Annotated in this window: 25 protein-coding genes; 14 read left to right on the top strand and 11 right to left on the bottom strand. The window is 70.0% G+C overall.

Features of this window, described 5'->3' with window-relative positions; translation table 11 throughout:
- The coding region (locus JGS39_RS04060; protein ID WP_219567294.1) for an ABC transporter substrate-binding protein at positions 1-1,345 on the top strand (1,345 nt) is incomplete at its 5' end.
- Positions 1,346-1,411: 66 nt separating this feature from the next.
- On the opposite strand, the gene ccsB is transcribed toward JGS39_RS04060, so the two are convergent.
- The 7 genes from ccsB to hemL all read right to left on the bottom strand — a co-directional run bounded on the left by ccsB (position 1,412) and on the right by hemL (position 9,424).
- Positions 1,412-2,494 (bottom strand): c-type cytochrome biogenesis protein CcsB, encoded by a 1,083-nt coding sequence (gene ccsB, locus JGS39_RS04055; protein WP_219567293.1) that lies wholly within the window; start codon positions 2,492-2,494, stop codon positions 1,412-1,414.
- On the bottom strand, positions 2,491-4,278 hold the full coding sequence (gene resB / locus JGS39_RS04050; protein WP_219567292.1) for a cytochrome c biogenesis protein ResB: 1,788 nt from the start codon (positions 4,276-4,278) through the stop codon (positions 2,491-2,493). Before resB ends, ccsB begins: the two co-directional genes overlap by 4 nt.
- A 6-nt stretch (positions 4,279-4,284) precedes the next feature.
- Positions 4,285-5,046 (bottom strand): cytochrome c biogenesis CcdA family protein, encoded by a 762-nt coding sequence (locus JGS39_RS04045; RefSeq protein ID WP_219567291.1) that lies wholly within the window; start codon positions 5,044-5,046, stop codon positions 4,285-4,287.
- Positions 5,047-5,050: 4 nt separating this feature from the next.
- Complete coding sequence (locus JGS39_RS04040) at positions 5,051-5,659, bottom strand: TlpA family protein disulfide reductase (RefSeq protein WP_219567290.1); 609 nt, start codon at positions 5,657-5,659, stop codon at positions 5,051-5,053.
- A gap of 67 nt (positions 5,660-5,726) precedes the next feature.
- Positions 5,727-6,989 carry a polysaccharide deacetylase family protein gene (locus JGS39_RS04035; RefSeq protein ID WP_219567289.1) on the bottom strand — a complete coding sequence of 421 codons (1,263 nt, stop codon included), beginning with the start codon at positions 6,987-6,989 and terminating at the stop codon, positions 5,727-5,729.
- 420 nt (positions 6,990-7,409) lie between these two features.
- A complete protein-coding gene (locus JGS39_RS04030) occupies positions 7,410-8,111 on the bottom strand; it encodes a histidine phosphatase family protein (protein WP_219567288.1) in 702 nt (233 codons plus the stop codon).
- Complete coding sequence (gene hemL / locus JGS39_RS04025; protein WP_219567287.1) at positions 8,108-9,424, bottom strand: glutamate-1-semialdehyde 2,1-aminomutase; 1,317 nt, start codon at positions 9,422-9,424, stop codon at positions 8,108-8,110. Before hemL ends, JGS39_RS04030 begins: the two co-directional genes overlap by 4 nt.
- 279 nt (positions 9,425-9,703) lie before the next feature.
- Between hemL and JGS39_RS04020 the strand changes: the two genes are divergently transcribed.
- The 4 genes from JGS39_RS04020 (at position 9,704) to JGS39_RS04005 (ending at position 12,105) form a co-directional block, all read left to right on the top strand.
- The gene (locus JGS39_RS04020) at positions 9,704-10,141 is read left to right on the top strand and encodes a hypothetical protein (RefSeq protein WP_219567286.1); all 438 of its coding nucleotides are present in this window, start codon (positions 9,704-9,706) and stop codon (positions 10,139-10,141) included.
- Positions 10,142-10,304: 163 nt separating this feature from the next.
- Positions 10,305-11,021: a helix-turn-helix transcriptional regulator gene (locus JGS39_RS04015; RefSeq protein ID WP_219567285.1), complete on the top strand. Its 717-nt coding sequence runs from the start codon at positions 10,305-10,307 to the stop codon at positions 11,019-11,021.
- 59 nt (positions 11,022-11,080) lie between these two features.
- The gene (locus tag JGS39_RS04010) at positions 11,081-11,617 is read left to right on the top strand and encodes a DUF3291 domain-containing protein (protein ID WP_219567284.1); all 537 of its coding nucleotides are present in this window, start codon (positions 11,081-11,083) and stop codon (positions 11,615-11,617) included.
- A gap of 170 nt (positions 11,618-11,787) precedes the next feature.
- Positions 11,788-12,105 (top strand): hypothetical protein, encoded by a 318-nt coding sequence (locus JGS39_RS04005; protein WP_219567283.1) that lies wholly within the window; start codon positions 11,788-11,790, stop codon positions 12,103-12,105.
- Here JGS39_RS04005 and JGS39_RS04000 read toward each other — a convergent pair.
- Positions 12,038-12,610 carry a TIGR03086 family metal-binding protein gene (locus JGS39_RS04000; RefSeq protein WP_219567282.1) on the bottom strand — a complete coding sequence of 191 codons (573 nt, stop codon included), beginning with the start codon at positions 12,608-12,610 and terminating at the stop codon, positions 12,038-12,040. The genes JGS39_RS04005 and JGS39_RS04000 overlap by 68 nt on opposite strands.
- A gap of 90 nt (positions 12,611-12,700) precedes the next feature.
- Between JGS39_RS04000 and JGS39_RS03995 the strand changes: the two genes are divergently transcribed.
- The 5 genes from JGS39_RS03995 (at position 12,701) to JGS39_RS03975 (ending at position 16,672) form a co-directional block, all read left to right on the top strand.
- A complete protein-coding gene (locus JGS39_RS03995) occupies positions 12,701-13,522 on the top strand; it encodes a helix-turn-helix domain-containing protein (protein WP_219567281.1) in 822 nt (273 codons plus the stop codon).
- Between the two features lie 29 nt (positions 13,523-13,551).
- A complete protein-coding gene (locus JGS39_RS03990; protein WP_219567280.1) occupies positions 13,552-14,085 on the top strand; it encodes a GNAT family N-acetyltransferase in 534 nt (177 codons plus the stop codon).
- Positions 14,086-14,191: 106 nt separating this feature from the next.
- Positions 14,192-14,830 carry a hypothetical protein gene (locus JGS39_RS03985; RefSeq protein ID WP_219567279.1) on the top strand — a complete coding sequence of 213 codons (639 nt, stop codon included), beginning with the start codon at positions 14,192-14,194 and terminating at the stop codon, positions 14,828-14,830.
- A 184-nt stretch (positions 14,831-15,014) separates the two neighbouring features.
- The gene (locus tag JGS39_RS03980) at positions 15,015-15,854 is read left to right on the top strand and encodes an NAD(P)H-binding protein (protein ID WP_219567278.1); all 840 of its coding nucleotides are present in this window, start codon (positions 15,015-15,017) and stop codon (positions 15,852-15,854) included.
- A 62-nt stretch (positions 15,855-15,916) separates the two neighbouring features.
- On the top strand, positions 15,917-16,672 hold the full coding sequence (locus JGS39_RS03975; RefSeq protein WP_219567277.1) for a Mut7-C RNAse domain-containing protein: 756 nt from the start codon (positions 15,917-15,919) through the stop codon (positions 16,670-16,672).
- Positions 16,673-16,685: 13 nt separating this feature from the next.
- On the opposite strand, the gene JGS39_RS03970 is transcribed toward JGS39_RS03975, so the two are convergent.
- Positions 16,686-17,174, bottom strand: coding sequence for a MarR family winged helix-turn-helix transcriptional regulator (locus JGS39_RS03970; protein WP_219567276.1), 489 nt, complete (start codon positions 17,172-17,174; stop codon positions 16,686-16,688).
- A 38-nt stretch (positions 17,175-17,212) separates the two neighbouring features.
- Positions 17,213-17,734, bottom strand: coding sequence for a hypothetical protein (locus JGS39_RS03965; protein WP_219567275.1), 522 nt, complete (start codon positions 17,732-17,734; stop codon positions 17,213-17,215).
- A gap of 89 nt (positions 17,735-17,823) precedes the next feature.
- On the opposite strand from JGS39_RS03965, the gene JGS39_RS03960 reads away from it, so the two are divergent.
- The 3 genes from JGS39_RS03960 to JGS39_RS03950 all read left to right on the top strand — a co-directional run bounded on the left by JGS39_RS03960 (position 17,824) and on the right by JGS39_RS03950 (position 20,030).
- Positions 17,824-18,159: a YnfA family protein gene (locus JGS39_RS03960; RefSeq protein ID WP_219567274.1), complete on the top strand. Its 336-nt coding sequence runs from the start codon at positions 17,824-17,826 to the stop codon at positions 18,157-18,159.
- A gap of 54 nt (positions 18,160-18,213) precedes the next feature.
- The gene (locus JGS39_RS03955; RefSeq protein ID WP_219567273.1) at positions 18,214-18,975 is read left to right on the top strand and encodes an SDR family NAD(P)-dependent oxidoreductase; all 762 of its coding nucleotides are present in this window, start codon (positions 18,214-18,216) and stop codon (positions 18,973-18,975) included.
- A gap of 170 nt (positions 18,976-19,145) precedes the next feature.
- A complete protein-coding gene (locus tag JGS39_RS03950; protein WP_219567272.1) occupies positions 19,146-20,030 on the top strand; it encodes an LAGLIDADG family homing endonuclease in 885 nt (294 codons plus the stop codon).
- Positions 20,031-20,083: 53 nt separating this feature from the next.
- On the opposite strand, the gene JGS39_RS03945 is transcribed toward JGS39_RS03950, so the two are convergent.
- Positions 20,084-21,271 (bottom strand): RtcB family protein, encoded by a 1,188-nt coding sequence (locus JGS39_RS03945; RefSeq protein ID WP_219567271.1) that lies wholly within the window; start codon positions 21,269-21,271, stop codon positions 20,084-20,086.
- 170 nt (positions 21,272-21,441) lie between these two features.
- Here JGS39_RS03945 and JGS39_RS03940 point away from each other — a divergent pair, with 170 nt between their 5' ends.
- Entirely contained in the window at positions 21,442-22,347 is a 906-nt protein-coding gene (locus tag JGS39_RS03940) for a DUF3558 domain-containing protein (RefSeq protein ID WP_219567270.1), read from the top strand.
- The last annotated feature ends 99 nt before the right edge of the window (positions 22,348-22,446 follow it).

The following is a 22,446-nucleotide window of genomic DNA, read 5'->3' as shown; positions in this document are numbered from 1 at the left end:
CCGGCCGATCGCCGCGGCGATCGGCCGGGAGAACAGCACGCTGAAGGCCGGCCGGTACGCGACGGTCGCGCTGCTGCTCCCGCTGACCTCGACCGACTCGTCCATGCGGACGAAGGTGCTGCACGAGCTCCAGGGCGCGTTCGCAGCGCAGTACCGGTCCAACCACCGGGCGAACGGGCAGGTCCCGCAGATCCGGGTGGTCCTCGCCAACACCGGGAGCAACAGCCTGCTGTGGCGGCCCGTGGTGGACCGGCTGCTGACGATGACGGGAGCCCCGCACCGGCTGCGCGCGGTGTCCGGGGTCGCGATCAGCAGTACGCAGGCCAAGGAGGCGGTGAAGGAGCTGACCGGGGCAGGGATTCCGGTCGTGGGCTCCACGATCACCGCCGACGACATCGCCAACGGCCCCTCGGGCGACCCGTTCCCGGGCCTCGCCCGGGTGTCCCCCACCAACCGGGACGAGGCCCGCGCCCTCGCCTCGTTCGGTGAGGTCAAGGCCGACAAGGCGCTGCTGGTGCAGGACACCCGCAGCGGCGACCACTACACGGACACCCTGAAGTCGGCGTTCAGCACGCTGCTGAAGGGCTCGAAGTACGAACCGGAGCTGTTCACCTCGCGGAAGGATCCGTACGACGAGGGGACCACGGCCAACACGTTCGAGCAGATCACCCACCTCATCTGCGACACGGACGCGGACACCGTGTTCTTCGCCGGGCGTCATGTCCAGCTGCGCCAGTTCGTCAACGCGCTGGGCGCGCGCGGCTGTCAGAGCCGCCGCTTCACGGTCCTCACCGGGGACGAGGGCTCGTACCTGGGCGACGACAAGAAGCTCGACCGCGACGCGCTGCGGCGCAAGGTGACGGTCCGCTACGCCTCGCTGGCTCATCCGGACGCCTGGCCCGCGGTGGCGGCCGGGAAGAAGCAGCCGACCGGCGGTTCGGCGGAGGACTACCGGGCGTTTACCGATCTGCTGGCCGAGGTGGGCAAGAAGCCGGTCGGCCCGATCGGGCCTACCGCGCACGACGACCTGACCGACGGCCAGCTGATCATCGCCCATGACGCGATGACGCTGGCGGTGGCGGGGATCCGGCGGGCGACCGCGGACGGGAAGGAACTGCCTGGCCTGGAGGACGTGGGCGGCCAGTGGCCCCGGGTCAAGGGCTCGCTGCGGGTGCGGGGGGCCAGCGGCTGGATCTGCCTGGACAACCACGGCAACCCGTACAACAAGGCCGTACCGGTGGTGGAGCTGGCACCGGATCCGCCGCACCAGCGCTTCTCGGCCCTGGCGTGGCCGGAGGGTGCGGCGCCGAAGGAGCAGTGCCTGCCCCCGTCGTCGGCGCCCTGACCCAGGAGACGCAAACGGCTGCCCGCCCCCGCCGGAGCGGGGACGGGCAGCCGTTGCGCAGGCGGCTCAGACGCCGGCGTAGGAGTGCTTGCCGGTGACGAAGATGTTGACGCCGTAGTAGTTGAAGATCCAGCAGCCGAAGGCGATCAGCGCCAGGTAGGCGGCCTTGCGGCCCTTCCAGCCGGCCGTCGCGCGGGCGTGCAGGTAGCAGGCGTACGCGACCCAGGTGATGAAGGACCAGACCTCCTTGGGGTCCCAGCCCCAGTAGCGGCCCCAGGCGTCGCCGGCCCAGATCGCGCCCGCGATGATGGTGAACGTCCACAGCGGGAAGACCGCCGCGTTGATCCGGTACGAGAACTTGTCGAGGCTCGACGCGGAGGGCATCCGGGAGAGCACGGAGTGGGCGAACGCGCCGGGCTCCTGCCCGTTGGCGAGCTTGCTCTCGTAGCTGTCGCGGAAGAGGTAGATGAGCGTGCCGATGCCGCCGATGAAGAACACGGCGCCGCAGATGATGGCGGTGGAGACGTGGATCCACAGCCAGTACGAGTGCAGTGCGGGCACCAGCTGGTCGCTGGAGGTGTAGAGCACCGTGGTCGCGAGGCCGAGGTCCAGCAGGACGGCCGTGATCAGGATCAGGCCCATCCAGCGGACGTTCTTCTTCAGGGCCAGCAGGGCCAGGTACGCGCCGACCGCCACCGTGGAGAAGGTGATGGAGAACTCGTACATGTTGCCCCAGGGGGCGCGCTGCACGGACAGGGCGCGGGAGATGACCCCGCCCGCCTGGATCAGGAAGGCGAGCACGGTCATGGAGACCGCGATCCGGCCGTAGAGGTCGCCCTTGAAGGTGCCGCCCGCGGCACCGGGACCGTCCGGAACGTCGCGCGATCCGGCCGCGGACCGGGTGACGATCTTCGGCCGTTCCAGGACGGCGGTGGCGCCGCCCTTCTGCGCGACCTGGACCTTCACCGTGCCGGCGGCGGCCTGTTCGGTGGTCAGCTCGGCGGCTGTACGGCCGACCTTGCTGCGGGACCCGAACACCCACTCCGCGATGTGTGCGAAGAAGGCCAGGGTGTAGACGGCCATCGACGAGTAGATCAGCACATTGCTGGTGTGTGCCAGATTCTCGTTGGTTGCGGCGGCGAGATTCACTTCTCAGCCCCTTCGGAAGGTTCTGCGGAGGACGCGGCGGCGACCGGGGTGCCGGGGTCCGGATCGGTGTCGGGGTCGGTGTCTGGGCCGGGCGCCGTGGGCGCGACGGCGTTGAGCGTGACCGCGAGATCGGCCAGCTCCTCGGGAAGCTTCGCGGACTCGCTGCGGCCGAGCCCCGCCATTTCGACGACGGTGACGCCGTCGGCGCCGCGTACGGCACGGATCCAGACCCGGCGGCGCTGGATGAACAGCGAGCCGGCCAGTCCGGCGATCGCGCCGATGGCTCCGGTGAGCGCCCAGCCGCTGGCGGGCTGCTCCGAGATCTGGAAGCTCGCCCACTCCTGGAGGCCCTCGAAGGTGATGGAGCCGGCCCCGTCGGGGAGCTTCATCGTCTCGCCGACCAGCAGCCGCTGCTTGAGCTGCTCGCCCTTGGAGTCCTTGAACTCCTTCATCTTCGACTTGTCGAGCTGGTAGACGTTCTGCGCCAGTCCGGAGTCGACGCCGAGCGAGCCGTGGAAGCCGTTCAGCGCGAGGACCGGCATGTCGGCGGCCGGGAACTGCGAGAACATCGTGCCCTTGCCGCTGCCGGCGAAGGTCGGCACGAAGAAGGCCTGGAAGCCCAGCTGGTCCTTCTTGCCGTTCTTGTCGCGGTAGCCGTCCATCACCTTGATCGCACCGGACGAGGTGACGTTGTTGTCCAGCGGCAGCAGGGGCACGGCGGCCTTGTAGACCTCCTTGCCCCTGCCGTCCTTGACGGAGACGACGGGCGCGTAGCCGTGGGCGTTGAGATAGACCTTCGTACCATCGACGACCAGCGGTTCGTTGACCTTGATGACCTTCTTCCTCGGCTTGCCGTAGGCGCCGTCGGAGTACGTCACGTGTGCCTCGTACGTCCGGGGCGTGCCGATCTGCGGGCCGCTGCGCTCGTACGTGCCGATGAAGTCGTCGAGGGTGAAGCTGAAGGGCGACAGCGAGTCCTCGTCGAAGAGCGAGCCGGACTTGAAGTTGTCGTACTGGGTGATCGTGTTGGAGAACCCGTCGCCCTCGACGACGAGCTTGGCGCCCTCGGACTTGAAGAGCTGTCCCCAGGCGAAGGCCACCAGCATCACGATGAGCGCGATGTGGAACATCAGGTTCCCGGCCTCGCGCAGATAGCCCTTCTCGGCGGCGACCGCGTCCCCGTCGACGTGGGCCCGGTAGCGGCGCTTGCGCATCATCCTGAGCGCGGCCTCGTGGACCTGGTCCGGCTCGGCCCCGGTGCGCCAGGTGGTGTACGCGGGCAGCCGGGTCAGGCGCTTGGGGGCGCCCGGCGGGCGGCTGCGCAGCTGGCCGATGAACGTGCCGGTGCGCGGCACGATGCAGCCGATGAGGGAGACGAACAGCAGGATGTAGATCGCGGAGAACCACACCGAGCTGTAGACGTCGAAGAACTGGAGCTTCTCGTAGATCGGCGAGACGGTGGTGTGCAGTCCCTTGAAGGTCTGCACCTTGAGTTCGTCGACGCTGTTCTGCGGGATCAGCGAGCCGGGGATGGCGCCGAGCGACAGGAGGAAGAGCAGGATCAGCGCGACCCGCATGGAGGTCAGCTGACGCCAGAACCAGCGCGCCCAGCCGATGACGCCCATAGCGGGAAGGCTCGCCAGGGCCTCCTCACGCGGCGCGGTGGAGAGCTGGGAGCCGGCGGCGCCGAGCTCCCGGGCGGTCTCCCGGTCCTGCTCTGCGCGCACCTCCCGCTCATCGGGGCGCTCGCGCTCCTGGGACGGGTTGGACTTGGTGTTGCTCATCGGTACTCAGATCCCCACCGTGAAGCCGGCGGACCAGCCCTGTAGTTCCTGCATCATGCTGCCCCACACGCCGGTCAGCAGGAGCAGCCCGGTCACGATCATCATGCCGCCGCCGATGCGCATGACCCACGCGTAGTGGCGCTTGACCCAGCCGAACGCGCCGAGCGCCTTGCGGAAGGCGACGGCCGCGAGCACGAAGGGGATGCCGAGGCCGAGGCAGTACGCGACGGTCAGTATCGCCCCGCGTCCGGCGGTTCCCTGGTCCATCGCGAGGATGCTCACCGAGCTCAGCGTCGGTCCGAGGCACGGCGTCCAGCCGATCCCGAAGAGCGCTCCGAGCAGCGGGGCACCCACCAGGCCGGTCACCGGTTTCCTGTGGATGCGGAACTCGCGCTGCGTCATCCACGGCATCAGGCCCATGAAGAAGACGCCCATGAGGATCATCAGCACGCCGAGGATCTTGGTGAGCGGCCCGCTGTTCTCCTGGAGCGTGTCGCCGAAGTAGCCGAAGAGCGCGCCGCCGGAGACGAACACGGCGGTGAAGCCGGCCACGAACAGCGAGGCGCCCGCGACCATGCGCCCCCGCCGGGCGTCGGCCAGGTCGGCACCGCTGACGCCGGTGACGTAACTGAGGTAGCCGGGGACGAGCGGCAGGACGCAGGGCGAGAAGAAGGAGACGAGCCCGCCGAGCAGGGCGATGGGCAGGGCGACCAGCAGGGCCCCGCTCAGGACCGTCTCGTTCTGCGTGGCGGCGGCGAGCGCGATCACCTGATCACTTCTCCGCGATCAGAGGGTCGATCATCTTGTGCAGATTGGTGTCGTCGACCGGGCCCACGAAGCGGGCGGCCAGCTTCCCGTCACGGTCGATGACGACGGTCGACGGGATGGACTGCAGCTTGAGCGTTCCCTTGGGGAAACGCAGCAGGAGCCTGCCGGTCTTGTCGTAGAAGCTGGGGTAGGTGACCCCGAAGTCCTTCTCGAAGCTGATGGCCTGGGCCCGTTCCGGGTCGCGGGTGTTGATCCCGACGAACTGGACGCCCTGGTCCTTCGTCTCCTTGGCCACCTTGTTGAAGTACTTCGATTCCAGCCTGCAGGGGGCACACCACGAGCCCCAGACGTTGAGGACGATGATCTTGCCCTTGTAGTCGGCGAGGTCGAGCTTCTCGCCGTCCAGGCTCTCGCCGTCGAGCTTCGGAGCGTCGGCCCGCTCGCCCTTGGCCGAAGTAGAGATCCCGCCATTGCCGGTGACGAAGTTCGTGTCGCCGCCGCCACCGGTCGTGCCGCCCGAACCGCACGCGCTCAGCGTCAGTGCGAGCGCGACGGCCGCCGCGGGTGCGGCGAGCAGGGTGAAGCGGCGTCGGGATGCGCGGCCATAGCTCATGTGAAAAGTTTCGCATGACGGTTTCGGGGATCTTGGGCACCCCCCTCGGTGCCCGTAAAGCCCGTTGTCAGGCCTGTTTAAAGAACGTGTTCCAGCCGCCTTCGGGGGCCTGACCGACCTCCAGCGTACGAAGCTTCGCGAGCACCGCCGGGTCCTGGACGTCGAGCCAGTCGACGAACTGCCGGAAGGAGACGAGGCGCACATCCGGCTTCCCCGCGATGTGCTTGAGCGCGTCCTCGACCGCATCCATATAGATGCCGCCGTTCCACTCCTCGAAGTGGTTTCCGATGAAGAACGGCGCGCGGTTCGTCTCGTACGCGCGCTGGAAACCACTGAGGTAAGACTGGGTGGCCTGGTTCCGCCAGCCCGGATAGCGCGACGGCATTCCCCTGGTCGAATTCTGCGACTGGTTGGCCAGGATGTTGTAGTCCATGGAGAGGACCTCGAAGCTGTGCCCGGGGAACGGGATGCCCTGGAGCGGCAGGTCCCAGATGTCCATGCGCTTGGTGGGCCACACCTGGGTGCCACCGGGCGAACTGGCGTCGTAGCGCCAGCCCAGCTTCTTCGCGGTGGGCAGCAGATTGTCCTGCCCGAGCAGACAGGGGGTGCGGCCGCCGACGAGTTCCTTGCGGTAATCGAAAGGCAGCGGATCAAGGTCGGTCCAGCCGGTGTTGGTGCGCCATTCGGTGACGAAGGAGATCGACTGATCGATTTCGCTCTGCCACTGGGAGGGCGACCAGTCGCCCACCGATCCGGAGCCGCCGCAGAAATGCCCGTTGAAGTGCGTGCCGATCTCATGGCCGTCGAGCCAGGCCTGGCGCACACCCTTCAGCGTCTCCTTGATGTGACCGTCGGTGAGATAGCCGATGTCGGAGGCGCCGATGGGGTTGTTGGGCGGGCGGTAGAGCGATTTCTTCGATTCGGGCAGCAGATACAACCCGGAGAGGAAGAAGGTCATCTTCGCGTCGTGTTCCCTGGCGAGTTCCAGGAAACGCGGGAAGAGCCCGTTGCCGACCTCGCCGGCACCGTCCCAGGAGAAGATCACGAACTGCGGCGGCTTCTGCCCGGGTTCGAGCGGCACGGGCGCGGACGGCTGGTGCGGCTGCTTCCCGGTGTCCGCGGTGGAACCGTCGCCGATGGCGCGGACGTCCTTCTTCGCGGGCCCGTTGCCCTTGACCGCACCATCGGCGCCCTTCTCCCCCTTGGCGCCCTTGTCCGGCCCCGCACCACCCGTACCGGACCCACCGGAGGAACTGCAGCCCGCCATCCCGATGGCGGCCGCGGTCCCAAGTCCGGCTCCGAGCAAACCCCTTCGGCTGATGTCGCGCATGTTGTTCCCATCTGCGGTCGTTTTGCCCCAAGTCCATACAAACTGGCAAAGGCTTAGATGGGTGAAGCAACACGGGGGTTCCTCGAATTAGCACACAATTCTTTACGGAACCAGACCCCAGCCATGACCGAACGCAAGATCGACTCCGAAGCGCCCGAAAAACGGCAGGCCGAAACCCCGGACGACAAAAATCCGCCCGGTCGGCCCACAAACGTTCAGAACGAGCCGGAAGTAGCCACATCCCGGACCGGGGCAGCCAAATCAAGCCCTGCCGGGATCAACTGCCCCGCCTCGGACCACAGGGGCCCAATTCGAGCCCGTCCGGCGTTTGAGGACAAACGACCACCGGGCCGAACCCGGGCCCACCCACCGGCCGGACCGGGGCGGACCCGAACCGAGAGCCCCCCGGCCAACGGCCGGCTACGCGCCGAACCCCTTCGACGCCCCCTTCACCGGCTTCGCCCCCGCCAGCAGATGCGCCGGCACCAGATCCCGGGCCGGCTCCGAGTACCCGACCGACACGATCTTGTCGCCCTGGTACGTGAAGCTGGTCAGCGAGGCGAGCGTGCACTGGCGCTTGCGCGGGTCGTGCCACAGCCGCCGCCGCTCCACGAAGCTGCGGACGATCCAGATCGGCAGCTGGTGGCTGACGCACACCGCCTCGTGACCGCGCGCCGCGTCACGCGCCGCGTCCAGGGCGCCCATCATCCGTACGACCTGCTCGATGTACGGCTCACCCCACGACGGCCGGAACGGGTTCGTCAGGTGCTTCCAGTTGTCCGGCTTGCGCAGCGCCCCGTCGCCGACACCGAAGGTCTTGCCCTCGAAGACGTTGGCGGCCTCGATGAGCCGCTCGTCGGTGGCGAGGTCCAGGCCGTGCGTCTTGGCGATCGGCGTCGCCGTCTCCTGGGCCCGCTCCAGCGGAGAGGCGACGACATGCGTGATGTCGCGCTTGTCCAGGTGCTCGGCGACCCGGTCGGCCATCTGCCGGCCGAGCTCGGAGAGGTGGTAGCCGGGGCGGCGCCCGTACAGCACGCCCTCCGGGTTGTGCACCTCTCCGTGGCGCATCAGGTGGACGACGGTGATGTCCTTGCGTCCGGCGTTGCTGCTGGTCTCGCTCATGCGGTGGCCTCCGATGCGGCGCGGGCTGCGGCGGGCAGCGCGGCGGCGATCCGCTCGACGGCCCGGCTGTCGTGGGCGGTGGAGACGAACCACGACTCGAACGCGGACGGCGGGAGGTAGACACCCTGCGCCAGCATCGAGTGGAAGAACGCGGTGAAGCGGAAGGCTTCCTGCCGCTTGGCGTCGTCGTAGGTGCGGACCGGACCGTCGGTGAAGAAGACGGAGAACATGTTGCTCGCGGCCTGCACGGTGTGCGCGACCCCCTCCTTGTCGAGGGCCTGGCTCACCAGCCCGCGGATCTCCGCGGAGACCGCGTCGACCTTCGCGTACGCGGCGTCGTCCAGCAGACGCAGCTGGGCGAGACCGGCGGCGGTCGCGATGGGGTTACCGGAGAGGGTGCCCGCCTGGTAGACGGGGCCGACGGGGGCCAGGTGCGCCATCACGTCGGCGCGGCCGCCGAACGCCGCGGCCGGGAAGCCGCCGCCCATGACCTTGCCGAACGTCATCAGGTCGGGCCGCACCCCGTCGATGCCGAACCAGCCGGCCTTCGACGTACGGAACCCGGTCATGACCTCGTCGGAGATGTAGAGCGCACCGTTGGCGGCGCAGATCTCCTTGAGCCCCGCGTTGAAACCGTCCAGCGGCGGCACGACGCCCATGTTGCCCGGCGACGCCTCGGTGATCACGCAGGCGATCTCGCCGGGCTGCGCGGCGAAGGCGGCCCGTACGGCCTCCAGGTCGTTGTACGGCAGCACGATCGTGTCGCCGGCCTGGGCGCCGGTGACCCCGGGCGTGTCCGGCAGACCGAAGGTCGCAAGACCGGACCCGGCAGCGGCGAGGAGCGCGTCGACGTGACCGTGGTAGCAGCCGGCGAACTTCACGATCTTGGCCCGGCCGGTGAAGCCACGGGCCAGGCGGATCGCGGACATGGTCGCCTCGGTGCCGGACGACACCAGCCGCACCTGCTCCACGGGCTCGACCCGGGCCACGATCTCCTCGGCGAGCGCGACCTCGCCCTCGCCGGGCGTACCGAACGAGGTGCCGCGGGCGACGGCCTCCTGGACGGCGGCGATGACATCGGGGTGGGAATGGCCGAGAATCATCGGCCCCCACGAGCACACGAGGTCGACATACTCGCGACCGTCGGCATCGGTGAGGTACGGACCGGTACCGGAGACCATGAAGCGGGGTGTACCGCCCACGGCCCGGAAGGCACGTACAGGAGAGTTCACGCCACCGGGCGTCACGAGGGACGCGCGGTCGAAAAGCGTCTGCGAAACTGGGGCGTCATAGGGAAAGCTCACACATGCCATGGTGTCAGAGCCACGGACGGACTTGCGGACGGGTGTTTCACCGCACGTTCGCGGGGGAGGTCACTGACACGATGATCGGGTTGCGCGGCGGGGGCTGTGTCTCCTAGTTAGTAGTCGGGTGGATGAGATATGCATCGCGGTGGCGAAGTGGGCGAAGGGACCGACGACCTGGGGCCCGAGCCTGCCCGGCGGGGTCGGCACCGGCGCGAGGCTGAGCGCAAGCAGGGCATACAGGCCGGCGGTGCGCAGGTCGGAGCCGGAAGCAGGAGCAGTGGCGGGATGGGGGTGACTTACAAGTACTTCGGTGCTCCCGACGGCGCCACTGCCGCACGGGTGCCCATTTCCATGCGCCCCGAGGAGCTCGGCGGCGACGAGCTGGGCATGGGCGGCATGTTCACCAAGATCAAGCCGGAGACCGTCGCCGCGATGGTCCTCACCGGCATACAGGGCATACCCCTGCACAAGGTCCCGCCGCTGGAGCTGGTCGTGCTGCACCCCGACTACGCGGTGGTCAAGCTTCCGATGACGGTCGTGGACCCGCTGCGCGGCGTGGGCGAGGAGTCCGTCGGCGCCGCGGCCTTCATCTGGTCGACGGTCCCGGACCGCGGTGGCCCGCGTGACGCGTACAACGTCTATCAGCTGCTGCACGAGTGGCAGGACTTCAGCCACCGTCTGCACGATGCGGGACATCAGGCCTACTGCCTGGTCTGGCCCTGACCCTCCCTTTCGGAACGGCCCCGCCCGAGCGAACCCGCCCGGGTAACCCCACACGAGCGAACGCGCCCGGGAGACCCCGTCCGTGCGACCTCGCCCGAGCAACCCGACCCGGCCCCGTCCGAGCCACTCCTTCGTCAATCGCCGTTAGTTATAGAATTACGTCGTGAGCAGCGAGGATGCCGCCCTGGAGGCGTTGGTCGCACTGGGGGACCCGGTGCGACGCGGACTGTACCGGCACGTCTCCGGGACGCCGGGCGAGGTGGGGCGGGACGCCGCGGCCGAGGCGGTCGGGGTGTCCCGTTCGCTGGCCGCGTTCCACCTGGACAAGCTGGTCGAGGCCGGCCTGCTGGAGGTCTGCTTCCGGCGGCTTTCGGGGCGCAGCGGCCCGGGGTCCGGGCGGCCCTCGAAGCTGTACCGGAGGGCCGAGGGCGAGCGCACGGTGTCGGTGCCGCCCCGCTCCTACGACACGGCGAGCCGGCTGCTGGCCGAGGTCGTGGAGCAGGCCGGGCTCGACGGGGAGCTCCAGGCGGCGGCCAGGGCCGCCGGGGAGGCCTCGGGGGGTGAACCGGGGTGCGAGGCGGATCCGGTCGAGGTCCTGCGGGCGCGCGGTTACGAGCCGTTCTGGGACGAGGGGACGCTACGGCTGAACAACTGCCCCTTCCATGCGCTGGCCGACCAGTTCCCCGCGCTGGTCTGCGGGATGAACCTGGCCGGGATCGAGGGCCTGCTCAAGGGGCTGCCCGGCGGCCAGGACTGGAGCGCGGCGATGGACCCCCTTCCGCACGGGTGCTGCGTCACGCTCGAAACCGCGAAGAGGACAGGGCCGGGCGCCGAACCGGAAGCCGCCGCGGGCGCACCGCCGTCGCACGCGGAACCGTAGCCGAAGTCTAAAAACAGCATTCGTTGACTTTAGAAGGTTCGCCCGGGCATGCTTGCCCCGTGAGCGACTTCCACCTTGCCCAGGTCAACGTCGGGCGCATGCTTGCCCCGCTCGACAGCCCCCAGCTGGCCGGCTTCGTCGCCCAGCTCCATGAGATCAACGCCGTCGCCGATCAGGCTCCCGGTTTCGTCTGGCGCATGGTCGACGACAGCGGTGCCGACGCGACGAACCTGCGCCCCGAGCACGACGACGACCTGCTCCTGATCAACTGCTCGGTCTGGGAATCGGTCGAGGCGCTGCGGAACTACACGTACCGCAGCGACCACCTCAAGGTGCTCGCGCGCCGCCGGGACTGGTTCGAGCGCCTCGCCGACGTGTCCGTCGCGATGTGGTGGGTCCCCGCAGGGCACCGCCCGAGCATGGAGGAGGCGATGGGCCGCATCGCCCTGATCCGCGAGCAGGGCGAAGGGCCCGAGGCCTTCACCTTCCGGGCGCCGCACCCGCCACCGCCCGGCTCCCCCGGCGACTCCGGTCACCCCCGCCACGACGGCGCCTCCGCCACTGAACACACACCCGCCGAACACGCACCCCGCTGAACGGGCCGCCGCCGAACACACGGTCCAGCCGGCGTCACCCCCCGCGCCGACCTGCACGAAGGGCATCTGTCAGCCAGCCCTATCCGGCCATTCATTGGCCGAAGAATGATCTTCAGTAGACATGTCGAACCTGCCGATGCAGGAGGCATCGACACTGAAGGAGGCCTGCCATGGGCGACACTCTGCTGGCTCTGTCCATCCCCGTGCTGGTCTTCGCCTCCGGCATCTACGCGGCATGCGATACCTGGTGGCGGCGCCGGCACCCGGCGCCGCCCTCCCCGTACACCCATCAGGCCGCCCGGCTCGCCGAGCGCGCGATGCTCGTGGACGCCGAGCAGATCGTGGACGGCGCCTACGCGACTCTCGGCACGCTCTACGACGGCCCGCCGGCGGCGGACACGCACATTCCGGCCACCGGCGTCACGCCCGGGGCGGCTGCCAGCCCGGATCACGACCGGTCAGCGCCAGCACCCGCGCGAAGGGGCTAGCCCCGTCCGGTACGGGGAAGGGCTCGCCGAACACCTTCGCCTCGCGGGCCTTCGGAGCCATCGCTTCCATGGCGGGACCGAGCTCGTCCACCACGTCCGCGTCCGGCACGAACTCCTGACCGGTGGCCCGTGCCAGGTCCCACGCATGCACCGTCAGATCGCCGAGCACCATGTGCCCGACCGTCCGCGCGGGGAATCCCATGGCGCCCGTGGTCCCCTCCTCCGCGCCCGGCGCCGCCCACGCCTCGACCAGCGCGGCGGTCTCCTCGCCGAAACGTTCCCGCCAGTCCCCCGTGACCGCGTCCGGGGCCTCGCCGTGCTCCGCGTCCCGCCTGGCCGCGAGGGCGGTGAAGTTGGCGACCACCTGGGCGAGATGGCTGACCAGGGCACGCACGTCGTACTCCGCGCACGGCGTGGGGTCGTCCAGCCGGCTGTCGTCGATCCCCCGCACCACGGGCAGCGCGCCGCCGGCCGCCGCATCCAGCAATTCACTGATCTTCTTCATGCTTCGACCATGCATCCGGTGACGGCCGGGGTCTTGAACAAACGCGACAGCCGGGACACGGAAGGGGACCACGTCATAGGATCGGCAGCCATGCCCGGCTCCCGAGGTCCCCGACGCGACACCCGGGGCATCGTCGACGCCCCCGAGCTGTTCACACACGTACGCTTCCGGCGCCGGGAGCCGGCCCCCGCGCTGCGCCCGTACCTGGAGCACTACTGGCTGATCGACTGGGATCTGCGCGAGCCGTACGCCTCCCATCTGGTCCCGCACCCCAGCGTCAACCTGGTCTTCGAGCGGTACGCGGGCTGTGGGGACGAGGACGCCGGGTTCGCGGAGGTCTCGGGCATCGGCCTGGAGCTCTTCACGCAGAAGCTGGAGGGGCGGGGACGGGTCTGCGGCGTGCAGTTCCGGCCGGGCGGCTTCCGGCCGTTCGCACCGGACCGGCCGGTGTCGGACTGGACGGGCCGCCGGGTCCCGGCCGCCGAGGTGTTCACGCCGCCCGCCCCGCCTTCGGCCGTACTGGACCCCGGGCAGGAGGACGCACGGGTCGCGGCGCTCGACGCGTACCTGCTGGCACTCGGCCCGGAACCGGATCCGCAGGCCGAGCGGGCGATGGCCCTGGTCGACCTCGTACGCACCGACCGTACGGTCCGCCGCGTCGGTGAACTGGCCCGCTCCGAGGGACTGTCGGCGCGTTCGCTGCAACGGCTCTTCGCCACGTACGTGGGCGTCGGACCCAAGTGGGTCATCCTCCGCTACCGCATCCACGAGGCGCTGGAGCGCGCCGAGTCGGACCCGGCGGTGGACTGGGCGGGACTCGCCGCGGATCTCGGCTACAGCGACCAGGCGCACCTGGTCAGAGACTTCACCGCGACGGTCGGCGTCCCGCCGACCGTGCTGGGTGCCCGCTGAATGTCAGTGGCCCGTCCTACAGTTCCGGCATGGAGCGCGCCGAAGCACCATCCGTAACGATCGAGCCCTGGTCGGACAGCGACCTGGAACTGCTCCGCCGTGCCAACGCACCGGAGCTGATGGACCATCTGGGCGGCCCCGAGTCGGAGGAGCAGCTCATAGGGCGTCACGGCCGCTACGTGGCGCTGAGCGCGGACCGGACGGGCCGGGGCAGGATGTACCGCATCGCGCTGCCCGGAGAGGCCGGGGCCGTGGGCACCATCGGTTTCTGGGAGCGCACCTGGCAGGGCCGCGAGGTGTACGAGACGGGGTGGGCCGTCCTCGCGGAGTTCCAGGGCCGGGGCATCGCGTCGGCCGCGACGGCGGCCGTGGCCGGGCAGGCGCGCGCCGCGCGCAAGCACCGCTACCTGCACGCCTACCCGTCCGTGGACAACGCCGCGTCGAACGGGGTGTGCCGCAGGGCGGGGTTCCTGCTGATGGGCGAGTGCGAGATCGAGTACCCGCCGGGGCACCCGCTGCTGACGCATGACTGGCGGCTGGACCTCCACCCGGAACGGGGGTAGGGCGTCCCAGGTTCGGGGAAACACTGTTCCGTCAGGCGAACCACGCATACGCTCAGCCTCCCGGGAACGGGCGCCGGCTCCCCGCCCCCGACCGAAAGGCGGCCCCATGGCCACGGCGACCCTCCTCTGTATCGCCCTGACACAACTCGTGCTGTCGGCAGTGGCTTTCGGGGCGGGACGGAGCGCCGGGCGGTGGACCTGCCTCCTGGGATGCGGCCTCGCCTATGACTCGCTCGTCGTGGCGACCGGGGCGGCCGTGGGCGAGGGGGCGCCGCTGGAGACGCTGAACGCGGGCCGGTTCGTCGTCCACGCCGTACTGACTCCGGCCGTGATCGTCTGCGGAGCGCTGCTGCTCGGCCCCCGACGGCGGACGCTGGTGGCGGCCTGGCTGGTGGCCGGAGCGTCGGCCGTCGCCGGCGCACTCCTCACGCTGCCCGGGCTCACCCTGGAACCGCGCCACTGGGCGGGCACCCTGAGGTACGTCGCCGCCGGGGACCACGGCGCACCCGCGGCTGCCGTGTTCTGCATCCTGGCGCTGCTCGGGATCGGGGTGCGGGCCTGGATCAGGGACGCGGTGCCGTGGATCGCGCTCGGCGCGGCCGCCGTGTTCGTCGCGTCCGCGTTCGCCTTCTCCGTACCGCTCCTCGGGAACGCGGGGGAGGCGCTGATGCTCGCGGGCCTGGTGGCCGCGCTCCGGGATCACCGCACGGCCGGCGCCCGACTGCCGGTGCCGTCCACCGGGTGAGGCCGACGGGCGGCGGCGCGCATCCGCCGAGGAGCCGCCCGCCCCGCACACTCCCACGACGTCCGCCGCGCAGGGACCCTTCGCGGATATTTATGTGCGCCACGCAGCCAATGTGTGGCACAGTCGATTCGGCGGTGCCGCACGGCACCCGTTCCCCGTCGCCCCACCCTGGAGATCCCTCACCATGCTCACCCTCGTCACCGGCTGCCGCGGCCGCGTCGGTTCCGCGCTCCTCTCGCTCCTGCACGGGGGCGGCCACGCCGTGCGCGCCGGATCCCGCAACCCCGCCGAACTCTCGCTGCCGGCCGGCGTCCCGTCCGTGGCCTGCGATCTCGGTGACCCCAGCACCTTCGCGGCCGCCCTGGAAGGCGTCGACTCCGTCTTCCTCTACGCCGAGCCCTCCCACATCACCGAGTTCCTCGCCGCCGCACAGAGCGCCGGCGTGACACACATCGCCCTGCTCTCCTCCAGCTCGGTCCTCGACCCGGACGCCGGGTCCAACCCGATCGCCGCCTCCCACCACACGGTGGAGCAGGCACTGACCGCCTCGCCCCTCACCACGACCCTGCTGCGCCCCGGCGCCTTCGCCGGCAACGCCTACCAGTGGTCGGAGTCCATCCGGTCGGGCCGCCCCGTCGAGCTGCCCTACCCGCACAGCGGGACCAGCCCCATCGACGAGGCCGACATCGCCGAGGCGGCACTCGCCGTCCTCACCGACGCGCGGCTCCAGGGCTCGGCGTACCACCTGACCGGCCCCGAATCCTTCACCGCCGCCGAGCAGGTCGAGCTCCTGGCCGCCGCGTCCGGCAGCCCCGTCACCGTCCGCACCGTGACCAGGGCCGACTGGAAGGCCGCCGTCTCCCCCTACATGCCGGAGGAGATCGCCGAGGGGCTGCTCGACTACTGGGCCGCCACGGACGGCTCGGCCGCCGAAGTCACCGGCGACACGGAGAAACTGACCGGACGTCCGGCCCGCTCGTTCGCGGCCTGGGCCGCCGGACACGCCTCCGCCTTCCGCGCCTGACGCCCGCGCGACCCGGCCGAATCCCGTGGCTGCGACCCCCGCCCCGATGGCATCCTGACCACGTGAACGGACCCGAGATCCACCTCGAAGTCGCCCCCGAGCTGCGCCTCTTCGTCGCGCACGAACGCCGCAGCGGCCGGACGGCCGTGACCACCGACGGCTCGTCCACCCTCGGCCACGTGGTGGAGTCGCTCGGTGTGCCGCTCACCGAGGCCGGGCAACTCCTCGTCGACGGAAACCCCGTGCCCGTGTCACACATCCCCGCGGCGGGCGAACAGGTCGAGGTCCGGGCCGTCCGGCGCCCTCAGCACGTACCGGGCGCACCCCTGCGCTTCCTCCTCGACGTCCACCTCGGCACCCTCGCGCGGCGGCTGCGGCTGCTCGGTGTCGACGCGGCGTACGAGAGCGAGGACATCGGCGACCCCGCACTGGCCACCCGCTCGGCCCAGGAGCGGCGGGTCCTGCTCTCCCGGGACCGCGGGCTGCTGCACCGGCGGGAGATCTGGGCGGGGGCGTACGTCTACAGCGACCGCCCCGAGGCGCAGTTGCGCGACGTACTGGAACGGTTCGCGCCGGACCTCGCCCCGTGGACACGGTGCACGGCATGCAACGGACCGCTGGCGGCGGCCGACAAGGACTCCGTCAGCGGGCAGCTGGAGCACGGCACACAGCAGTCCTACGACGTCTTCGCGCAGTGCACCGAGTGCGACCGGGTGTACTGGCGCGGCGCCCACCACGCCCGCTTGGAGGCGATCGTCAACGAAGCCGTCCGCGACTTCGGGAACGCCCTGGCCGGCCCCGGTCCGTCGGGCGGCTGAGCCACACCCCTGGTCAGGTGGCGCCGCCGTCGCGCAGCCGCTCGACCTGAGCGGCGCTCAGCTCCGCCGTCCGCCGCATATGAGCGATGAGGAAGGCGACCTCGTCGTCGTCGTACGCCTCGAACAGGGCCGCCCAGCCACTGTTCAACCGCTCCCAGACCGCACCGAACTCCGCCATCCGCTCCGGAATGGTCGTGACCAGCACCCGCCGCCGGTCGGCCGTGTCCCGCGCACGGGTCACATATCCGGCCCGCTCCAGCCGGTCCACGAGCCGGGTCGCCGAGCCGGTGGTGAGCCCGGTGAGCTCCGCGACGCGACCCGTGGTGACGGGCTCGGTCTCCAGACCGAGCAGATTGAGGCACTGCAGGTCGGTGGGGTGCAGCCCCAGGTGGTCGGCCACGGCCTGGTTGAACAGCGCGTACGAGGCCATGTAGCGGCGCGAGGTGACGGCCAGCTCGGCCAGCAGGGTGCTACGACGGGGGGCGGATGACTTCTGCGGCATGCAGAGAGTGTACGAAGCAGACATCACGCCCCGACCGCTCAGAACACGTACTCGTCCCCCGTCGCGGGAGCCAGCACCTCGTGCTCACTGTTCTTCGCGTTCCGGTCCGTCGCCCCGCCGTTCCACACGGTGTCGATCCGGACGATCACCTCGGCCGGCCGCCCGGCGAGCTGCAGTTCGAGGGCGAGCTGTCGCTGCTCGGAGCCGTCCGCGTGCAACGCGCCCGTCCGGCACAGCACGGTCGTCAGGTCGGCCCGCAGGCACTCCTGCGGCAACTGCTGGCGGCCCGCCAGCGGTACGGAGACCCGCAGCCGCACGGTCGCTCCGTCCAGATCAGCCGGCCCGCGGTTCTCGCTGCGCAGCCAGATCCCGAGCCCGGTACCCCACAGCGAGACATGCCCGTGGAGCGAGACATCCGCCTCCGGTGCGATGTTCCGCCCCGCGGGCGTACCGAAGGGCGCGCCGACCGCGGCGGCCGTCCCGCCCACACCGAGCGCCACCGTCGACGCCATCGCCGCCGCAGCGGCCACCCCCAGCAGAGCCTTACGCGTCACTACCATGCCCTGAAGATACAGATCATCACCAATTATCCATATTTACCCATCGGTTCGGCGCGTCTCGGGTACGCGGCCATGGCACGCTTCGCCCCATGTCCGTGATCCGCTCCATCGCCCTCTTCGTCGTTGCCGCCCTGTTCGAGATCGGCGGCGCCTGGCTCGTGTGGCAAGGGGTCCGGGAGCACCGCGGCTGGGCCTGGATCGGCGGGGGCATCATCGCCCTGGCCACTTACGGTTTCGTCGCCACGCTCCAGCCCGACGGCGAGTTCGGGCGGGTGCTCGCCGCGTACGGCGGGGTCTTCGTCGTGGGGTCGATCGCCTGGGGCATGGCCGCCGACGGCTACCGACCCGACCGCTGGGACGTGACGGGTGCGCTGATCTGTCTGGCCGGCATGGCCGTGATCATGTACGCCCCCCGCAACCACTGACCGCACCCCTGCCTATCCTGGGCCCGTACCGATCAGCTGTCCGAGGAGCCCGCCATGGCCGCCGCATCCCCCATCGCCGTCATCACCGGAGCGAGCAGCGGCATCGGTGCCGCGACCGCCAGGCAGCTGGCGGCAGCCGGCTTCCGCGTGGTGCTGACCGCCCGCCGCAAGGACCGCATCGAGGCGCTCGCCGCCGAGATCACCGAGGCGGGCCACGAGGCCACGGCCTACGCCCTGGACGTCACCGACCGCGCCGCGGTCGACGAGTTCGCCACCGCGTTCCGCACCCTCGCCGTCCTCGTCAACAACGCCGGCGGCGCGCTCGGGGCCGACCCCGTGGCCACCGGCGACCCGGCGGACTGGCGTCAGATGTACGAGACCAACGTCATCGGCACGCTCAACGTCACCCAGGCCCTGCTCCCGGCCCTCACCGCGAGCGGGAACGGCACGGTGGTCATCCTCTCCTCGACCGCCGGCCTCTCCACGTACGAGGGCGGCGGCGGCTACGTGGCCGCCAAGCACGGCGAGCACGTCCTGGCGGAGACCCTCCGCCTGGAGATCGTCGGCACCCCGGTCCGCGTCATCGAGGTCGCCCCCGGCATGGTCAAGACGGAGGAGTTCGCCACCACCCGCTTCCGCGGCGACGCCGAGAAGGCCGCCAAGGTCTACGCGGGCGTCGACGCCCCCCTCAGCGCGGACGACGTGGCCGACACGATCACCTGGGCCATCACCCGCCCCAGCCACGTGAACATCGACCTCCTGGTGGTCCGCCCCCGCGCCCAGGCCTCCAACTCGAAGGTGCACCGCACGGTGTGAGGGCACCTGAGCCCTGGCCCGGCCGTCACCCGTCCGGGGGAACGCGCACGATCGCCGAGCCGCCTTTCGCACTCTCGGCCTACGGTTGATCACAACTTCACACAGAACGGCTCCCGGCCGGATTGCAGTCCGGACCGAGAGCCTCACCACCAAGGAAGTGGAGCTTCCCCGTGGCTGAGCACGACCCTAACGCCCCAACGCTTTTCGAAGTCGACGCTCTCGTGGCCCCATCAACGGGGTACATGGATCTCACCGATCCCCGGTACGCCTACATGTTCGGCTTCGTGCAGGCGGACGGGCACCTTTCGGCCGGGCCGGGCCGGAAAGGCCGCCTGACCGTGGAGATCAACGTGCGGGACATCGCGATCCTTCGCGAATTCCAGCAGTTGACCCCGTACAACAGCAGCATCACGGAGCGCATCCGCTCCACCAACTTCTCCGAACACCATCACTCGGCGATCTGGACCGTCTGCTCCCTCGAAGCCAGGGCCTTGATCAATGAGCTGGGGGTCCCGTACGGACCCAAGTCACGGCGCATCGCACCGCCCCGTGTCGACTTCTCGGCCCGCGACTACCTCCGCGGAGTCATCGACGCCGACGGCTCGGTAGGCGTCACCGGTCAGGGGTTCCCGTTCGTATCCCTGACCACGGCCAGCACGGCCGTAGGGGCCTACCTCTGCTCCTACGCGAAACAAGTGACCGGGGCCCAGCGCTACATCAGACGCAATGCCCGTGATGGCATCTACAACGTCATGTACACCATGGAAGCCGCGGTGCGACTGGCTGAGCACCTCTACTACCCCGGCTCACTTGCGCTGCGTCGCAAGCAGGAGGCCGCCGAAACCGTCTTCGCCTGGCAGCGCCCTCCGGGAGTGAAACCCCGTGGGAAGAATCGGCGTTGGAAGGTGTGGGAGGACGAAACGCTCCTCCGGCTCGACAGCGCCGACAGCGCGGCACCCGAACTCGACCGCAGCGTGGCCAGTTGCTCGGTCCGTCTGTGGCGGCTGAAATCCGGCCAGGTCCCGGTGCCGGCAGACTCGCCACCCGGTAAGTGACCGGAGCGTGGGCGGAGGCAGCGGCCCCGAGAGGCGGACTCACCGCCCACGCTTCAGCCCTTCACGCAGATGACCTGCTTCAGCTTCGCAACGACCTCGACCAGGTCGCGCTGCTGCTGCATGACCTGCTCGATGGGCTTGTAGGCGCCGGGGATCTCGTCCACGACGCCGGAGTCCTTGCGGCACTCCACCCCCTGGGTCTGCTCCACCAGGTCACGTGTCGAGAACCGCTTCTTGGCTGCGTTACGGCTCATGCCCGCCCCGTGCGAGGCGGAATTGAACGCCTTCTCGTTGCCAAGGCCTTTCACGATGTAGGTGGCCGTTCCCATGGAGCCCGGAATAATCCCCAACTCGCCGCTGCCCGCCCGAATCGCCCCCTTGCGGGTGACCAGCAGGTCCATACCCTCGTACCGCTCCTCCGCCACGTAGTTGTGGTGGCAGCTGACTTCCTGGCCGAAGTTCACGCTCGCCTTCTTGAACTCCTTGCGAACCACGTTCTTCAGGAGCGCCATCATCGTCGCGCGGTTGTACTTCGCGTATTCCTGCGCCCAGAAGAGGTCGTTTCGGTAGTCCGCCATCTGCGGGGTGTCCGCGAGGAAGACAGCCAGGTCGCGGTCGACCAGGCCCTGGTTGTGCGGCAGCTGCTGCGCCTGACCGATGTGGAAGTCGGCAAGCTCCTTGCCGATGGCCCGCGACCCGGAGTGAAGGGTCAGCCATACGGCACCGGCTTCGTCCAGAGACACCTCGATGTGATGATTTCCCCCGCCGAGCGTTCCCATCTGCTTTGTGGCACGTTCCTGACGGAATTTGACCGCTTCGGCCACCCCGTCGAACCGCGCCCAGAAGTCGTCCCAGCGCGGCGCCGCGAGGTCGTGCAGCCGGTCCGGGTCCACCGGGTCGCTGTGCATACCCCGGCCCACCGGAATCGCCTGCTCGATCTTCGACCGGAGCGGGGACAGGTCCCCGGGCAGGTCGTTGGCGGTCAGCGATGTCTTCACCGCGGACATTCCGCAGCCGATGTCCACGCCCACCGCCGCCGGGCAGACCGCTCCGTGCATCGCGATCACCGAGCCGACCGTGGCGCCCTTGCCGAAGTGGACGTCCGGCATCACGGCCAGACCCTTGATCCATGGCAGGGTGGCGACGTTGCGCAGCTGCTGCATGGCGACGTCCTCGACCGAAGCCGGATCGGCCCACATACGGATGGGGACCTTCGCTCCCGGCACCTCTACATACGACATAACCCCTCGATTCCCCCGAAAAGACTGAAAGCGCAAAACCGGTGCCAAGGTCGGCAAATGAGTCGGTCGACCGGCGTTCACGGCGGCGCGTGCGATACACATTGTGTCCACCGGCCGCCATCGAGCGGCAACCGTTTTTCGCGCGAAGGGAGCCCAGGACCGTGCGACGAATGGCGTACGTACCCGGCGCCGTGCTGATCGTGGCACTCGTCGCCGGCTGCAGTGCCGGCACCGAGGGCGACGCATCCGCCACCGACAGCAAGCCCGGCACCCTGTCCGTCTCCGCCGCGCCCCCGGGCAAGTACCGCACCCTTCCCGAGGCCTGCCGCGCCATCCCGCTCGCCACGCTGAAGGACCTGCTGCCGGGCGCCGCGCAACTGCCCGAGGTCCAGCAGGAGCAGGTGTACGAGGGCACGCCCGCCGGAACGTTCGACACGGACCGCCGCGTCGGCTGCAGCTGGAAGTCCGAGGCGGCCGACGCCTCCCGCAGCGTCACCATCGACTTCGAGCGTGTCGTCTCGTACGACCCGGCCGTGAGCGACGAGGACCGCGCCCGCGAGGTGTACGCGAAGAAGGAGGAGGCCGCGGACCTCCCCTCCGCCTCCCTGCCGCCCGACGGCACGGGGAAGGAGACGGGGAAGGACCCGGTCCCGCCCGAGGGCTCCCCGACGGGCAAGGCGGGCGCCGACGGGAAGACGGACGCGACGCCGGGCGCCGGCGCCGACCCGGAGAGCAGCCCGAGCGCCGACGCGGCCGGGGACACGGGCAGCACCGACGCGGCCGGCGGCACGGATGACACCGCGGACGGTGGCACGGCCGGCAGCCCCGCCGAGAACCTCCAGCCCCGCGTCCTCGACACCCTCGGAGACAGCGCGTTTCTGGACGATCTGCTCACACCGGCAGGTTCCGCCGCACAGCAACGCGCGGTGAGCGTGGTATTCCGCACATCGAACGTCATCGTCACCATCCGGTACACCGCGCAGCCGGCCCTCTCCACCGAGGTCCCCGACAGCAAGGAACTGCAGGAGAAGGCCCAGGCACTGGGCGAGAAGCTGGTCGACGGACTCAGCGAGTAGCCCGGGCCCTGGCCGCCACGGGCCGCAGCCGGGACTCCCGGCCGAGGCGGCATCCAGGACCCGTCCGTCGTACCGTGGCCCTCCGGACCACCCGCCCGA

The sequence above is a fragment of the Streptomyces poriferorum genome (genome assembly GCF_019399235.1).
Lineage (GTDB): Bacteria > Actinomycetota > Actinomycetes > Streptomycetales > Streptomycetaceae > Streptomyces > Streptomyces poriferorum.
Note: the sequence above shows the minus strand (reverse complement) of the source record. Positions and strands in the feature narration are given on the sequence as shown.

Coding starts and splice junctions, on each gene's coding strand:
- resB (WP_219567292.1), bottom strand. CDS start 4,278: ATGAGCAACACCAAGTCCAACCCGTCCCAGGAGCGCGAGCGCCCCGAT.
- JGS39_RS04040 (WP_219567290.1), bottom strand. CDS start 5,659: ATGAGCTATGGCCGCGCATCCCGACGCCGCTTCACCCTGCTCGCCGCA.
- JGS39_RS04035 (WP_219567289.1), bottom strand. CDS start 6,989: ATGCGCGACATCAGCCGAAGGGGTTTGCTCGGAGCCGGACTTGGGACC.
- JGS39_RS04030 (WP_219567288.1), bottom strand. CDS start 8,111: ATGAGCGAGACCAGCAGCAACGCCGGACGCAAGGACATCACCGTCGTC.
- hemL (WP_219567287.1), bottom strand. CDS start 9,424: ATGGCATGTGTGAGCTTTCCCTATGACGCCCCAGTTTCGCAGACGCTT.
- JGS39_RS04020 (WP_219567286.1), top strand. CDS start 9,704: ATGGGGGTGACTTACAAGTACTTCGGTGCTCCCGACGGCGCCACTGCC.
- JGS39_RS04005 (WP_219567283.1), top strand. CDS start 11,788: ATGGGCGACACTCTGCTGGCTCTGTCCATCCCCGTGCTGGTCTTCGCC.
- JGS39_RS04000 (WP_219567282.1), bottom strand. CDS start 12,610: ATGAAGAAGATCAGTGAATTGCTGGATGCGGCGGCCGGCGGCGCGCTG.
- JGS39_RS03995 (WP_219567281.1), top strand. CDS start 12,701: ATGCCCGGCTCCCGAGGTCCCCGACGCGACACCCGGGGCATCGTCGAC.
- JGS39_RS03990 (WP_219567280.1), top strand. CDS start 13,552: ATGGAGCGCGCCGAAGCACCATCCGTAACGATCGAGCCCTGGTCGGAC.
- JGS39_RS03985 (WP_219567279.1), top strand. CDS start 14,192: ATGGCCACGGCGACCCTCCTCTGTATCGCCCTGACACAACTCGTGCTG.
- JGS39_RS03980 (WP_219567278.1), top strand. CDS start 15,015: ATGCTCACCCTCGTCACCGGCTGCCGCGGCCGCGTCGGTTCCGCGCTC.
- JGS39_RS03970 (WP_219567276.1), bottom strand. CDS start 17,174: ATGCCGCAGAAGTCATCCGCCCCCCGTCGTAGCACCCTGCTGGCCGAG.
- JGS39_RS03965 (WP_219567275.1), bottom strand. CDS start 17,734: ATGGTAGTGACGCGTAAGGCTCTGCTGGGGGTGGCCGCTGCGGCGGCG.
- JGS39_RS03960 (WP_219567274.1), top strand. CDS start 17,824: ATGTCCGTGATCCGCTCCATCGCCCTCTTCGTCGTTGCCGCCCTGTTC.
- JGS39_RS03955 (WP_219567273.1), top strand. CDS start 18,214: ATGGCCGCCGCATCCCCCATCGCCGTCATCACCGGAGCGAGCAGCGGC.
- JGS39_RS03945 (WP_219567271.1), bottom strand. CDS start 21,271: ATGTCGTATGTAGAGGTGCCGGGAGCGAAGGTCCCCATCCGTATGTGG.
- JGS39_RS03940 (WP_219567270.1), top strand. CDS start 21,442: ATGGCGTACGTACCCGGCGCCGTGCTGATCGTGGCACTCGTCGCCGGC.